A 14,554-nucleotide genomic window follows, 5' to 3' on the forward strand; every position below is an offset into this window, starting at 1 on the left:
GATGACAATGCGACTAGGCAAACACCGTCTAATATCGCATTTTCCCTATATCTTTGCCGCACTACTCACCATCAGCCTTGTCGATCACGTTTATGCAGCGCAGCCTAGGCTATCAAGGTCAGGCCTCTCCAGTCTGCTTCAACAGCCCAGCGTAACAGCCATCCATCGCGATAGAGAAGGCATCCTCTGGATTGGCACGCAGCAGGGGCTTCACCGGTTTGATGGTGCCACGGTCACGGTCTTTAATGCCAATGCGGAGAAACGTCGCTGGATCCCTGACTCGGAGATAAAGGATATTACTGACGACACCGACGGCAACGTCTTAGTTGCAACGGCCAGTGGAGTTGTTTTGACATGGAATCGACAAGCGGAGAAATTTGATTCACTTAGTCCTTTCGAAAACCGCGATAACACTAGGCTGGTCCGTCTAGTTGTTGCCAGCAGTGGCGATATCTGGGTGCTTACCAAGCGTGGACTGACTCTCTATGATCCGAGATTTAACAACACTGCTGAGTGGGTTAACCAGCCCAGGTTGATTGAAATAGTCGGCAGACCACAAGCCATTGTAGAAGATGAGCTAGGAAATATTTGGGTCGGAGGGACTCTGGGCCTTGCAATCATTGATCTTCGATTACAAGCCATTTCATCCTTTAACCTGTCAGATGTTGGCCTATCGAAGAATTCAAGCATAACGGCTCTTGCAAAAAATGACAGCATCCTGATTATTGGCACTAGCACAGGCGATCTAGCAGTATCAGACCCCGATACAAAGGAACCGCAGGTCAACATATTAGTTAGCGAAAACGATATAGGCTATATATCGGCTCTCCTGATGCACGAAGACCTCTTACTCATTGGCTCTGATCGCGGGATCTTTGCCTCAGATAGCCATCTGGCGTTTTTAGAGAACTTAGGCGCCACGGCCACAGGGCCATCAAACCATGAAATCTCTTGCCTCGCTCAAGATGGAAAGTCCGTATTGGTGGGGACAATCAATGGTCTGGACACATTGTCTTTTTCTCCATTTGAGTTGTTCGATTTTAACAACAGCGGCATAGATAATGATGTGCTCGCGTTTGAGCAGGACCGCAGAGGTCGCATTTGGGTCGGCACATACTCCGGCCTGTACTTCTTTGATCAATCTGAAAACAGCCATTCGCGATTTGAACTAGCCACGAATACGTATGCCCTGGAAAACAAAAGAATTGGCACAATATCGGCAAAGAACGATGATCTCTGGCTAGGTCTTCTTCAAAATGGTGCGCAAGTGGTCGACAGTACGACCGGGAATTACTGGACGCCAAAAATAAATCACTCTAGTGAAATGACCATAACAAAAATATTGCTAGGCATCGATGAAGAACAAACATGGATCGCAAGCTACAATCATGGTTTATTCCTCGTCACTTCTGAGGGAACTCATTCCTATCTAGAAAACCAATCCCTACCAGAGAAATCTATCACAGGATTATTTCGATCAAAGGCGGGGATATTGCTCGCGGTTTCTGAGGCAAAAATTTACCTTTATGACCCTGCTAATGATCAGTTTGTTGAACAACTATTTGAGTTCCCACTAGAGAGAGTTCGCCCAGTTATATATTCCTTTGGTCAAGCTGAAAACCATGACATCTGGATTGGGACCAAGGATCATGGGCTCTTTCTCTGGCGAGAAATTCATCAAATCGAAAATAAATTTCATGTGACACGGGCAAGAGGAGGCGTAGGCTTAGCGACCTCAACCATATATGGCATAGAAATTGATTCGCAAGGTAATCTATGGTGCTCGACCCAGAACGGAGTTATCAAACTTGACCCTGAAGGCCAGTTGATAAAAAGATTTACCAAGGCTGACGGATTGCAGGGTAATGATTTTTCATTGGGTGCGTCCTTCACAGACCGAGACGGCCGCATCTACTTCGGTGGCGTAAACGGATACAACAGATTTAACCCACGTGAAGTCGTGATAGACACCTCAGTTTCGCCAATGAGACTGACTGATATTAGTCTTCCAGGTAAGGCCAGGGCAAGCCTAGGTTCCGTCTCCGATCTTACGTCACTAATACTGACTCACAGCGATCGCTTCGTTACATTCCAATTTAGCGTTCTGGACTTTATTGATCCCCAGAGAAATCAATTTCGCTATATACTCGAGAATTTTGATGCTGACTGGATCAATAGTGGAAGCAGGAATACAGCTACTTATACAAACCTCCCAGCAGGCGAATACATCCTGCGTATTCAAGGCGCAAACTCAGCGGGAACCTGGAATCGCGAAGGCATCACTCTCAATATCCGCGTACTGCCAGCGCTCTGGGCTCGCTGGTGGGCGAACTGTATCTACACTATCTTAACGGTGTTTCTTATTTGGGGGCTACATCGTATCTACCAGAGCTATGCAACCACAAGGTGGTCAAAAGAGATCGCAAAGGAGATGCTTGAATCTCAGAACAGGTCCCACGACGAGATGCAGGAGCAACTCGAACTACAAGACGAGCTAATTCAATCTGCGTATCAGCATAGCCAGACACTATTATCTTTGATGAATGACTGCATATCGTATCAAGTCAACGGCATTCCGATCGAGGTACAACAGGACTTTTCGCAGGGCAGCTCTAAGCGAGTAGCTGCGTTATCGATTTTGGAACATTGTCTCTATTATCAAGCGGGAGGCCCTGTCGCAAATCTTAAAAAATACACTGACTCTACTCTGATAAAACTGTTGGAAAATTCATCCGTGAGCGCAGAGGCTATTATCAGTATAAATGACGTTTCCTCCACGCCACTTTTCGCAGAGCTGGCATCACCATTATCCATCATAATCTATGAACTTCTGGAAAACTGCATTCAACATGCCTTTGAATCTGGTTCACTGACGAACTATATTCACATAACTATGATATCAAAACTCATTGAGAGGCCATCAACTTGGAACCTTAAATTATCGGTGTGCGACAGCGGCATTCGTGAAAGAGTCAATATCGAACGCTTTTCAGACGGACATTCTGGTATCGCTATCGTACAATCAATAGTGAAAAAACTGGGGGGTTATGTCACGTTCTCGCGCGAGACCGGCACTGTAATTTCGCTACAATTCTTTAATTCTGGGCACCAAGAATACTGAGCCAAAATAACAGGCTCACGCTAGCCGGCCTATTCGCTGTAATGATAGATTGTCCAAGCTTGAAAAGTTATCTATCCTATTGCCATTACGTGCCGGTTGTAGGAGTTTTCTTGAGATTAAAATTGGGCAGAAAATAGTGCAGAAAAACGAAATTCGGTTCCGATCCTTCGGAAAAGCGTGCCGTATCGCTATAGGGGGTAGCCATGACGGAGACTATGATCTGCTGGCTCTCTGTCAGGAGGAGCTGGCCAGGCTCGAAGAAAAGTTCAGCACGCACCTGCCAAGCAGTATTCCCAGTCAGATCAATCAAAGTAGCGGCACGGGGGCCTACATCCCACTGGATGCCGAGGCTCTCAGCCTATTTCATTATGTGGATGCACTCTGGGACGAGAGTAAGCATATCTTTGATCCCACCACACGAATCATCAGCGATTGCTATGACAGTAGTGGCAAACTGCTTGCTTCTCAGGATCAGCTTGGGAAGATACTTAAGCTGGTTGGCTGGCGTGATCTCGAAATCACGTCCAAAGGCGCGCATTTAGCCAACGCCGGTATGCTGATTGATTTAAACAGCTGTGTTCAGCCGTATGCTCTCGATTCGCTGCGAAAAATTCTGCTCAAGTACGGTGTCGAGAATGCGCTAATCGAAATGGACCAAGACGTCGTGACCATTGGCAAGCAACCCGATGGCGCTAATTGGCTGGTCGGGGTCCGCGTCCCACAGGGCTCTAGCGCAGCAATAGTACGACTCAAGCTAAACCATAAGGGCTTCGCCTTGCGTGGTGATTTTGAACAAATAACACTGCACAACGGAGAACGCTTCGGGCGCGCCCTGAGCCCCGTGGATGGGCAAGCGATACCAGGCCTGCTCAGTGTTATTGTCATCGCCGAGAACTGTCTGACCGCCTGCAGTGCCGCCAGTATAGCGCGCCTAAAAACCGAAGCTACCGGCCTAAAATGGCTGGAAGCATTGGGATTACCCTGGATGGCAGTAGATCGACAACTGAAGTGCCACGGACCTTTGGCTCGAAAGGCCTAATGGCCAGTAAATAGGGGGCTGCGCTTTTCACGTTTGGCCGTAAAACCCTCCTGGAGATCTTGTGATTCCAAGCACATCCTCGACAGCTCCAGTGCGACTTCAGGGTCAACGGCACCGTCAGCAGCCAGCCCGATAATGTGCTTCATTGACTGCACAGCCAAAGGTGCGAGGCCGGCGAGATGCCCAGCAAAGTCATTCGCAAACTCATCGAGATTACGTGGCGGCACCAGATGGTCCAAAAAACCAATCTCTAATAGGGCGTTGGCATCGAACTCTTCAGAAGCAACCAATATCCGCTTCGTTAACCTCACGCCGAGACAGCGAATAAAATGATGTATACCGGCCAATGGATAGCAAAGACCAATCGCGGCAGCAGGTACTCTCATCCGACTCCCCTCTACCCCAATACGGAAATCACAGCTCATAGCTAGCTCTGCCCCGCCCCCGAAGACATCACCATTCATCGCGCAGACGGTAGGAATTGACAAGTCGGCCAGTTGGCACGTCATCTTTTGAAAAGCGTCATCACTGATCTGGCCGCCACTTAATTCCTGCAAAGACGCACCGGCGCAAAATGTTTTTGTCCCCGCGCCGGATACCATTAATACCCGCACTACCTTGTCAGCGGCCACCTCAGTCAAGCGGTCCTGGATACCGTTCAACTGCTCACGACCCAGCGAATTATGTCGTTGTGGGTTATTGAGTACCAAGCGGCCTATATGGCCAGTACGACTGTACAAAATTGTATCTGTCATTGGATTGTCACCGCTGATTAAAGGCGATAGTCTGGCACAGCTTTACAATGCCCGCCACCATCACTCTGAGACTGGAGCACGGGCTTCAGGAGCGATAATAGAGAGTATAATATGGCAATCGACGCGATGAAAAAACGCTGTGCATGGTGCGGCGATGACCCACTCTATGTTGCCTATCACGATACAGAGTGGGGGGTTCCAAAGCACGATGATCCCACTCTGTTCGAATTTCTGGTTCTAGAAGGGGCCCAGGCCGGTCTCTCTTGGATTACCATACTACGCAAGCGGAATGGCTACCGTGAACTGTTCGACCACTTCGATGCCGACAGAGTCGCCCATTACAGTGATGCAGAGCTGGATGAACGGTTACAAAATCCGAAAATAGTCCGCAACCGGCTCAAGGTGTACGGCGCGCGAAAGAACGCGCGAGCCTTTTTAGACGTGCAGCAGGAATGGGGGAGTTTTTCTGACTATATATGGGACTTCGTCGACGGCCAAGCCATACAGAACAATTGGAGCTCTATGCGCGATGTTCCTCCGACCAGCGACATTTCTAACCAGCTGAGCAAAGACATGAAAAAACGGGGTTTCACTTTCGTCGGACCGATCATCATGTATGCGTATATGCAAGCCACTGGTATGGTAAATGATCATACACAAGACTGTTTTCGTCACACTGAGTGTCTGGGCATGACATAGCTGCTTAACTCAGCCTTGAGATGGTAGAATATAGCCTCAGTTGACGAGTGCATCACGTGTCCGCTTCCCCACCCAATAAGCCAACCTCGACAAACCGGTCCGTCTGGCGTCTGGCATGGCCCAATATTCTCTCTAACTTACTGTTCACTACGGTGGGTTTACTGCACATTAAAATAGTGGCCCAGTTGGGTACGACCTCCGTCGCAGCCGTAACGACCGGTCACCGCGTATTCTTTCTGATCCAGGCGATTTTAATGGGTGTATCGGTGGCCAGCACCGCCATGGTTGCGCGTAGCTGGGGGGCACAGCAGGCCAAGCAGGCCGAGATTGTCACGTGGACATCCATTGTGATATCTGTGGCACTGGCGGCTGTGCTGAGTATACCGATACTTCTGGCGCCAGAGGCTATCGCAGGAATCTTCGGTCTGGACGAGGAGACGACTGCTCTTGCGGCCAGCTTCATCTTCTGGCTGGGCTTATTCAACGTTTTTTCTGCCATCAGCATGATGCTCAGCACCGCGCTTCGGGCGACGGGCAACGTCATCACGCCCCTGTGGTTTCTACTGTTCAGTTCTATCTTCAATGTAACCTTTGCTTACCTGTTGGCATTTGGCATCGGCCCTCTGCCCAAACTCGGAGTGACTGGCGTCTCCCTCGGCGGGAGTTTTGGCGCCTCAATCATTACCATGATCTTCTTTTTTGCTTGGTGGCGCGGTCATTTTAATCTAAAGCCGACAAAACGAAAAAGTATCGATTGGGCAACGTCAAAACAGATGATTAAGATCGGCTTACCCCCGGTTGCGGAACAAGGCATAGTGCAATTGGCATTTCTCGCTTTCTTTGCCATCGTCGCACATTACGGAACCGCGGCTTACGCCTCTTACGGTATTGGTATTACCCTTGTGGCATTCCCGATTGTCATAGGGTTCGGCTTCGGCATTGCCACTGCCACTCTTGTGGGTCAGCAAATGGGCGCGGGGGAACCAGACCTGGCCGTACTGGCTGTCGCTCGTTCGCTGCGCATGGCACTGGCATCAATGATTCTATTATCCATTTTGCTAGCGACGTTCGCAGAAGAACTGGCAAGCTTCATGATCGATGACCCTGAGGTTATTGAGCTGACGGTAGTATTTATGTACCTCATCGCTCTGGCCCAACCGCTGATGGCTTGTGAGTTCACTCTAGGGGGAGCCTTACGGGGGGCAGGCGATACCAGATTTCCACTGATTGCGACCTTTTGCGGTATTATCTTTGGACGCCTAATTCCGGCGCTGACCTTCATGTGGCTCGAGTTTTCTGTTTACTGGATATTCTCAGTAATGGTTCTAGACTACGCCATCAAGGCTAGTTTACTGTCTTATCGTTATCGCTCTCGCAAGTGGCTTGATATAAAAATGGACTTGGCAGCCTAGCAAACTTCCCACACTGGTGTAGACAGAGCCCAAAATAATACTTAGAGTTGGAATTATAGAATTAGCAGTAGGTCTATCGCCCCACCTTGCCGGAACACTCGAATGAAAGCAGACATACTTGCCGCTAACAGCGGCAGCGCTTCACCGTTTAATCGCAGTGTCCAGCACGATGCGAAGCGCATCGCGATTCTGTCGCAAGCGGCGAGGCTATTCAATTACAAAGGCTCGCGTGCCACCACGTTACATGATATTGCAGACAGCCTAGGTTTAACCAAAACAAGCCTGTACTACTATGTAAAAAACAAGGAAGACCTTATTTACCAATGCTACATGGGAGCTCTCGAACTTCATCACAGAGACTTGGATGAGATCGAGAAACGCCACGCGGGGGCAATGGAGCGCATATCGGGCTATTTCCTTCAACATTTCGAAAACTGGCTTGCAGCTCAAGAAGGTAGAGCACCTCATATCGCCGCCCTACTAGAAATTGCCGCTCTGAAGGGGACCCAGCGCAAACACGTCGAGGCCAGCTACATTGGTCTGTTCAAACGCCTACGAGAGTATATCCGCCAAGGTGTCGCCGAGGGTTCCATCGGGGCCTGTGAACCCACATCCACCACGCGCGCCATAGTGGGCTCCGTAGATTGGACGTTTTCCTGGCTACACAGTATTCCTAGAGAAAAGGTGAGGACCACCGCCAACGAGGCACTGGACATTATTACCAACGGCATATGTGCCGGTGAGGCGCCCCACTCTCCTGCCAAACTTTTTCACGAAAGCAAAGAATCAGTGTATCCAGAGGACTTCAACCGTGTGGAGAAAAATCGCCTGAAGCAGGAGGCATTCTTTAAAACAGGCACCCGATTCTTCAACACGCAGGGCTTTACCGGCACCTCCTTGGATGAGATTGCAGAGCACCTAAATGTGTCCAAAGGTGCGTTCTACCACCACATCAAAAACAAGGAAGATCTGCTGTTCCACTGTTATAACCTCTCTCTGGATATTATTGAGGGAATTCATGCGCAGTCCCCGCAATTTGCAGGCACGGGCTTGGAAAAAGCAGAGATGACATGCCGCCGTGTTTTTTATGTCCAAAATTCTGAAGAGGGACCTCTGATACGCTACAACACGATTACTGCGTTGCCGATGGAGCGCAGACGCCAGATACTCAAGCGTACCGATAAGAACAATGAAAATTTCGGAGCATTTTTAAACGACGGAATAGAAGACGGCAGTGTGCGCCCGATCAATACTTTAGTAGCGCAACATCTTATTACAGGCGCACGAAACGCTGCCATGGACATCAAGCGATGGCGCAGCGTTGACAGCATTGACGACGCCGCGATTGACTATTTTGATGTCTTTTTTAACGGCCTGCGACCGCGCAAAAACAGCTAACCGGCTAACCGGCTAACATTATGGAGTATATTTGTGGCAAGTGATCTAGATAAACTGCTCAAGTTTCTTGAGGTTGAGCAGATGGATAAGTATCTGTTTAGAGGGAACAGTCCTAAACGTCCATCGCGCGTGTTCGGAGGACAGGTGCTGGCACAGGCACTGAATGCAGCGATAAGGACCGTAGAGAAACGCTTTTTTGCCCACTCGATGCACGCCTATTTTCTGCGCCCAGGCGATCCCAAAAGGAAGATAATTTACGAAGTGGATCCAATTCGCGACGGCAAAAGCTTCACCACTAGGAATGTCATCGCCAGACAGGGCGGCATTGCCATCTTCAGTACGTCTATTTCGTTTCACATTGAAGAACCCGGCCTATCGCACCAGGTCGAGGCATTGCAAGTGCCACCGCCGGAGGAACTTGAATCTGACTTTGATCGCTGGTCTCGGTTAGCAAAAGAAAACCCCGGCGTCATAGAGCCGCCCTTAGTGCACCCCATCGAGCGCAAACATGTGCGGCCGCGAGACTACCTCAACCCCCAACCGCAGGAACCACAGCAGCAGATCTGGTTTCGCGCGCTAGGAGATCTCGGAGACGACTTGACCAGACATCAAACCTTACTGGCTTTTATCTCCGACTTTGGCTTGCTTGGTTCGGCGCTACTACCGCATCCCTACACCGGAATGAACACGGACATGCAAGCGGCGAGTCTTGATCACGCCCTGTGGTTTCATCAGCCTTTTAAAGCAGATGATTACTTGCTGTACTGCCTGGACAGCCCGATCGCGGCCGGGGCGCGGGGGTTTAGTCGGGGTTCGTTCTATACGCGCGATGGGACTCTAGTGGCCTCTACTGCTCAGGAGTCCTTGCAGCGTATACGCACACCTAATTAACAGTCGTCTCTATTTGATCTCCAAGAGCGAGCAGCTCTAAACTCGTACCGTTGTGGCGCAGTCGAGTAATAGAGCCATTAGCTGGCCAGACGCAAAGCGTTTCAGGCCGATCAAGCAGTTGTCCGACCACGGCATTTATGACCAAAAAATGGGTGAAGATTACTGCCGGCTGAGTTAACGCTAGAAGCCGCTGCAACGCCGCGGCCCGCCAAGCAATCAGTTCATCCCCCTGCTCCACCCACTGCTGTTGCATAAATTGACGCAGCCAGACCTGGCGCTCAGCTAGCGGCACAGGCGATGGTATTTCTCGAAACACATCCTCAATAATCACATCGCGCCGCAACGACTTGGCCAGAGGCACAGAGGTCTCAAGAGCACGCTGCAAGGGGCTACTCAACAATAATGTGTCACTGCCGACATGCTGTTGCAGGGCTACAGCGGCCTCTTCAGCTTGCTGCTGACCGAGATGACTGAGGCCGGGGTCAGGAGACTCGCCCCAACTTGCCGCCGCCTCCCCGTGCCTTATCAGGAATAGTTCCATAGCGTCTCTAGCGATGAATTAGCGATAGGAAATTAGCGCTTCGCCCTGTTGCTGACCTAGCACCTGCAGAAATGAGCTGTCATTATAATAAGACAGTGAAATTTTTGAGCGGCTGTAAAACAGCTGTGTCACTGAGCAGTTAAAGATAGGCTCATAAAGTTGATAGGTTTTTTCGCCATCTAGACCTAGTATCTGGGCAACAATAGTGGCTAACGTACCACCAGAGGTAAAAATACCGATGGTTTTACCTGCCCCCTGCTCTTGCATCACATCTGCCATGGCCTGACGGGCACCCCCGGAAAAATCTGCCCAACTTTGGAGGCGCGCATCATCACAGGCAGGAGAAACCCAGTAATTAAATACGGCTTCAATCACCTTCTGATAGTCCTTGCTCGAGCTCAAACCCTTATCCACCATCGCCTCAATCTTCGAGTCGAATTTTATCACCTCAGGCACGAGATATTTCAACTGCTGGTCATTTTGAATCTCATTGAAGCGAGCATCAATATGGTGAGGGACGTCTGCGGGCTGGCTGGCAATGGCTAATCGCGCTGTATTGCGCTGCCGCGAAAGGTCGCCACTGTAAACAGCATCGAAGTGTATACCTTGATCACTAAAATACTCACCTACCACCGCCGCCTGCCGACACCCTAAATCGGACAGTTTGTCGTAGTTTTCAGCACCGAAGGATGCCTGACCATGACGCACGAGATAAATAGTGGCCATCAGACACTCTCTGAAATAGTGTTGGGTTGACGATTAAAGCGAAACTCTCGTCGATAGGGAAAGAAGTCTTCGACGTATCCCGTGTGTATCTTGTCCTGTAAATCCGTCCAGAATGAAGCCTCATAAATATCACTGTGAAGCGTGTCAAACACTCTGCGCGCGCGCTGATTTCCGGAGAAAAACAGCGGAAATTCTTCTGGGAAAATATCGTTGGGGCCTACCGAATACCAGGGTGTGCTGGCCATCTCTTCCTCTTCCGTGCGAGGCTTGGGGAGGATACGGAAGTGGCAGTCTGTCAGCGGCACAATTTCATCGTAATCATAAAAGACTACTCGACCGTGTCGTGTCACGCCGAAATTTTTAAGGAGCATGTCCCCGGGAAAAATATTGGCGGCGGCCAACTGCTTGATGGCATTACCGTATTCATCCATCACCTCCTCTACCTGCTCGTCGGTGGCAGTGCGAAGATACAGGTTGAGCGGCGTCATGCGACGTTCTACGTACACATGTTTAATGATTAGGGCTTTGCCGTGTTCTTCGATCACAGAAGGCGCGACTTCACGCAACTCCTGCATCAATTCATCCGAAAAACGCTCGCGCGCAAATGCCAGATTAGTGAACTCCTGCGTATCCGCCATCCGGCCAGCACGATCCCATTTTTTCACCAGCGCGTATTTAGCCTTCACTTGTTCGCGGGTCATGTCCTTGGGAGGCGTGAACTTGTCCTTAATGATTTTGAAGACAAAGTCGTAGGATGGCAGGGTAAAGACACTCATCACCATGCCCTTAATCCCCGGGGCGACACTGAATTGGTCGTTGGTATTCGTCATATGCCTAAAAGCACAGCGATGGTAATAGGTTTTTCCATGCTTATTGTGCCCCATGGCACTGTAAATCTCGGAAATGGGTTTTGCCGGCATAAGCTTCTGGAGGAATAAAACATACTGAGCGGGCCTGCTTGCATCTACCAAGAAATAGGATCGAGTAAAACTAAACAGCACGCTGACCTTATCAGAACCAAATAGAATAGCGTCGACAAAAACTGCACCCCCCTGATTATGCAGAATGGGCAGAACAAAAGGCGTTGATCGATCACCAGACACTATACGCCCGACTATGTAGGCACCCTTGTTACGAAAAAAGTGATGTTCAAGGACCTGCATTTGGGTGTTTTCTGTCGCATCGAAACCTAGCTCCACACTATTAAGCATCGCCTCTTGAATACTTTCAATGTCCCGCTGCATATCTTCATAAGGGATCGCAAAAGCATAATCGTTGAGTAATGCTTGGAGAGCATCGGAGAGAGACCCTTCCAACGTGTAAGTGCGGTAAACCTTTTCCACATCCGCAGATGGCATATCGGCATTAGGCGAAAATACAAAAGCATATTCGTCACGAATCTTTCGGTGCTTCAATACTGCACAATAAACTGAATTAAAAAATGTTTCGGCTATTTCAAAGTTATTGTGCTCCACAATCAACTGCGCGTATATCGCGCGCGCTTCCCGCCAGAACTGAAAATCGCGAAGATCCTGCCCTGCGATCAGCTCCACGCACTGATATATTTGACGGGTTTTAGCTTTATAGAGATCGATGCGCTGGATTGATGATTGCTGTATTCCAGACCAGTCGGCATTCTCAAAGCGAGTTCGCGTCGCCAGTGTTATATTTTGGAACTCTGCGAAATAAGATTCGAATCCATTCAGTATGGTGCGCGCAAAGCGCTCTGCCGTATCCACGTGGGGTTATAAGAACCTCTATTGCTCGCAAGCCAACTTGCAAGATAGCAGAAACACCTGCGCATAGAACGCAGCCACTAATGAGGCGACTAACTGGCTCACAGCATTTCCTTTGCGAATAGCTCTAGGATCTGCGGGTTCGCGACACTCAACAGCATTGAACCCACTTCACCGCGTTTACCGGCTTCCTTCCAGGGCGCCAGTCGCTCAATGATTCTTCCGTGTGACCCTACCAGCGACACTTCGTCAATTAACGCATTCGGCACCAGAGCCTGAGCCTCGTCCTTTTTACCGCTCAGATACAAATCTTGTATCCGTGTGGCAACATCACCGTAACCAAGCCGCGTGGCATAGTCGTGGTAAAAATTCTTATTCTTAGCCCCCATGCCTCCAATATACAGCGCTAGCCACGGGCGCAGAGAATCAAAGGCCGCATTCAGATCGTCGTTTGCGGCAACCATAACAAAGGGTGCGACATCAAAATCTTTTAGACTCTTGCCATTCCCCGCTTTGGCGAACCCTTTGTCCAAATGCTCGCCTATGATGTCGTATTTTTGAGGATCCATCCAAACAGGGAACACGCCGTCGGCAACTTCACCCGCGCACGCGAGCCCTGCAGGCGTAATAGATGCTGTGTAAATAGGTATCTCAGGGCTGCTCTGCAAAATCGACTTCAAGGATTTACCGAGTCCAGTAGTGCCAGGCCCCTTATTGGGAAGCTGGTAAACCTGGCCATCAAATTCCACTGGGCCATCGCGCTCCATTATCTTACGCATGATCTGAATATATTCACGGGTGCGGGTGACGGGCTTGCCATAGGGAACACCATGCCAGCCCTCAACCACCTGCGGCCCGGAGGCACCCAGACCTGAAATAAACCGACCGCCTGACAGCTGGTGCAGCGACATTGATGTCATCGCACACATCGCCGGAGATCGAGCGGGCATCTGCATAATTGCCGTTCCCACCCTGATTTTTTTGGTCTGCGCTAATATCCAGGTGGCAGTGGACACAGCGTCATTACCGTAAGCCTCCGCTGTCCACACAGAATCAAAGCCCATCGATTCCGCCTGATGTATCAGTTCCATTGGTATATGAATTTGTTTGCCGGAATAGCCCAGCAGAAAGCCCAGTTTCATAGATAATCTCCAATAATAGCCATGCTTGGCTAGCCTTAAATTAGTGTGGTCATTTAACCATCGAAAACAACAGCGAATTGTGCCTCATAGCAGCCGTCATTGCCAAAACGTGCTTCGCGCTGCCGACCAAAAACACGGTGAATCATTTGGCTCGGCACACTGTATCCGCAATGAAAGTCTTAATGCAACAGACTGTAGAGCTTCCGCTGGTACTCTACAGCCAACGGGTCACCTTTGCCCAGTGATGCAATCGACTCCAACAGCATGCGTTTTGCTGCTCCGTCGCCATGATTAAGGTCTTTACGCAGTATGCTGACAAAATGTTCCATGCCATCACGAAACAGCCCAGTGTCTATGTATTGCACACCTAACTGGTAGCAGACATCAAGGTCATCCGGGTTAGTGGCTAGCTGCTGCTCCAACGCCTCAATCTCGGGCGACTTTGCGGCCTCTCGCTTGATGTCTAGCTGCGCTTGCAGTTGCTCGTAGGCCGCGTCCTGATCTGCCTTACGCACACCCTTTAATAATGCTTCTGCCTCATCCAATCGCAGGCTTTCGATCAAGGCATGGGCGTACGTCATAGTAATATCATGACTCTGCTGAGAGTCAGTCCATGCCTGACGCAGCGGCATAAGAGCCTCGTTAAACTCTCCTCTTTCCATCGCCTCCAACCCAGTTTGCACCAGTGCATCCCAAGGCTTGGGCAGATACTTCGCCAACATTTCTCTAATAAACGATTCCGTTTGAGCCCCGGAAAAACCGTCTACGGGCTGACCGCCCTGTATCACCATCACCGTGGGCAGGTTGCGCACACCTAATTGCTGAGCGATATCCTGCTGCTCATCTGCATTCACCTTAGCCAGCAAGAAAGCACCTTGATATTCCGTGGCGATTTTTTCCAGCAGGGGCATTAACACTTTACAGGGTTCGCACCACTCGGCCCAAAAATCTACCACTACCGGGCGTTTATGGGATTCTTCGATGAGGAGCGCAGAGGCGTTGGTTTCATCTATATTAACTATGTAATCGGTCACTTGCTCTCCTTGTGAATGTTCGATTATACCTTTTGGCTTCGCTAAATTAACGCGCTTAAA

General features: G+C 49.8%; 12 protein-coding genes. 6 read left to right on the plus strand and 6 right to left on the minus strand.

The window, feature by feature from the left end:
• The first annotated feature begins 7 nt into the window (after window positions 1-7).
• Together ABXT62_RS12485 and ABXT62_RS12490 are read left to right on the plus strand one after the other, a co-directional pair.
• Window positions 8-3,121 (plus strand): two-component regulator propeller domain-containing protein, encoded by a 3,114-nt coding sequence (locus ABXT62_RS12485; protein WP_415355608.1) that lies wholly within the window; start codon window positions 8-10, stop codon window positions 3,119-3,121.
• A 136-nt stretch (window positions 3,122-3,257) separates the two neighbouring features.
• On the plus strand, window positions 3,258-4,160 hold the full coding sequence (locus ABXT62_RS12490; protein ID WP_415355609.1) for an FAD:protein FMN transferase: 903 nt from the start codon (window positions 3,258-3,260) through the stop codon (window positions 4,158-4,160).
• On the opposite strand, the gene ABXT62_RS12495 is transcribed toward ABXT62_RS12490, so the two are convergent.
• Window positions 4,157-4,915 (minus strand): enoyl-CoA hydratase/isomerase family protein, encoded by a 759-nt coding sequence (locus tag ABXT62_RS12495; protein ID WP_415355610.1) that lies wholly within the window; start codon window positions 4,913-4,915, stop codon window positions 4,157-4,159. The genes ABXT62_RS12490 and ABXT62_RS12495 overlap by 4 nt on opposite strands.
• Before the next feature lie 111 nt (window positions 4,916-5,026).
• On the opposite strand from ABXT62_RS12495, the gene ABXT62_RS12500 reads away from it, so the two are divergent.
• The 4 genes from ABXT62_RS12500 (at window position 5,027) to ABXT62_RS12515 (ending at window position 9,315) form a co-directional block, all read left to right on the plus strand.
• The gene (locus tag ABXT62_RS12500; protein WP_415355611.1) at window positions 5,027-5,614 is read left to right on the plus strand and encodes a DNA-3-methyladenine glycosylase I; all 588 of its coding nucleotides are present in this window, start codon (window positions 5,027-5,029) and stop codon (window positions 5,612-5,614) included.
• 56 nt (window positions 5,615-5,670) lie between these two features.
• A complete protein-coding gene (locus ABXT62_RS12505) occupies window positions 5,671-7,026 on the plus strand; it encodes an MATE family efflux transporter (protein ID WP_415355612.1) in 1,356 nt (451 codons plus the stop codon).
• A gap of 102 nt (window positions 7,027-7,128) precedes the next feature.
• On the plus strand, window positions 7,129-8,424 hold the full coding sequence (locus ABXT62_RS12510; protein ID WP_415355613.1) for a TetR/AcrR family transcriptional regulator: 1,296 nt from the start codon (window positions 7,129-7,131) through the stop codon (window positions 8,422-8,424).
• 33 nt (window positions 8,425-8,457) lie between these two features.
• The gene (locus tag ABXT62_RS12515; protein WP_415355614.1) at window positions 8,458-9,315 is read left to right on the plus strand and encodes an acyl-CoA thioesterase; all 858 of its coding nucleotides are present in this window, start codon (window positions 8,458-8,460) and stop codon (window positions 9,313-9,315) included.
• On the opposite strand, the gene ABXT62_RS12520 is transcribed toward ABXT62_RS12515, so the two are convergent.
• The 5 genes from ABXT62_RS12520 to trxA form a co-directional block, all read right to left on the minus strand.
• Window positions 9,308-9,856 carry a histidine phosphatase family protein gene (locus ABXT62_RS12520; protein WP_415355615.1) on the minus strand — a complete coding sequence of 183 codons (549 nt, stop codon included), beginning with the start codon at window positions 9,854-9,856 and terminating at the stop codon, window positions 9,308-9,310. The genes ABXT62_RS12515 and ABXT62_RS12520 overlap by 8 nt on opposite strands.
• Window positions 9,857-9,874: 18 nt before the next feature.
• Window positions 9,875-10,582, minus strand: coding sequence for a histidine phosphatase family protein (locus ABXT62_RS12525; protein ID WP_415355616.1), 708 nt, complete (start codon window positions 10,580-10,582; stop codon window positions 9,875-9,877).
• Window positions 10,582-12,321 (minus strand): bifunctional isocitrate dehydrogenase kinase/phosphatase, encoded by a 1,740-nt coding sequence (gene aceK, locus ABXT62_RS12530; RefSeq protein WP_415355617.1) that lies wholly within the window; start codon window positions 12,319-12,321, stop codon window positions 10,582-10,584. Before aceK ends, ABXT62_RS12525 begins: the two co-directional genes overlap by 1 nt.
• 98 nt (window positions 12,322-12,419) lie before the next feature.
• Complete coding sequence (locus ABXT62_RS12535) at window positions 12,420-13,460, minus strand: LLM class F420-dependent oxidoreductase (protein WP_415355618.1); 1,041 nt, start codon at window positions 13,458-13,460, stop codon at window positions 12,420-12,422.
• A 179-nt stretch (window positions 13,461-13,639) separates the two neighbouring features.
• On the minus strand, window positions 13,640-14,494 hold the full coding sequence (gene trxA, locus ABXT62_RS12540) for a thioredoxin (protein ID WP_415355619.1): 855 nt from the start codon (window positions 14,492-14,494) through the stop codon (window positions 13,640-13,642).
• Window positions 14,495-14,554: the final 60 nt, after the last annotated feature.

Source organism: Halioglobus sp. Uisw_031 (assembly GCF_047729875.1).
In the GTDB taxonomy this organism is placed as follows: domain Bacteria; phylum Pseudomonadota; class Gammaproteobacteria; order Pseudomonadales; family Halieaceae; genus Marimicrobium.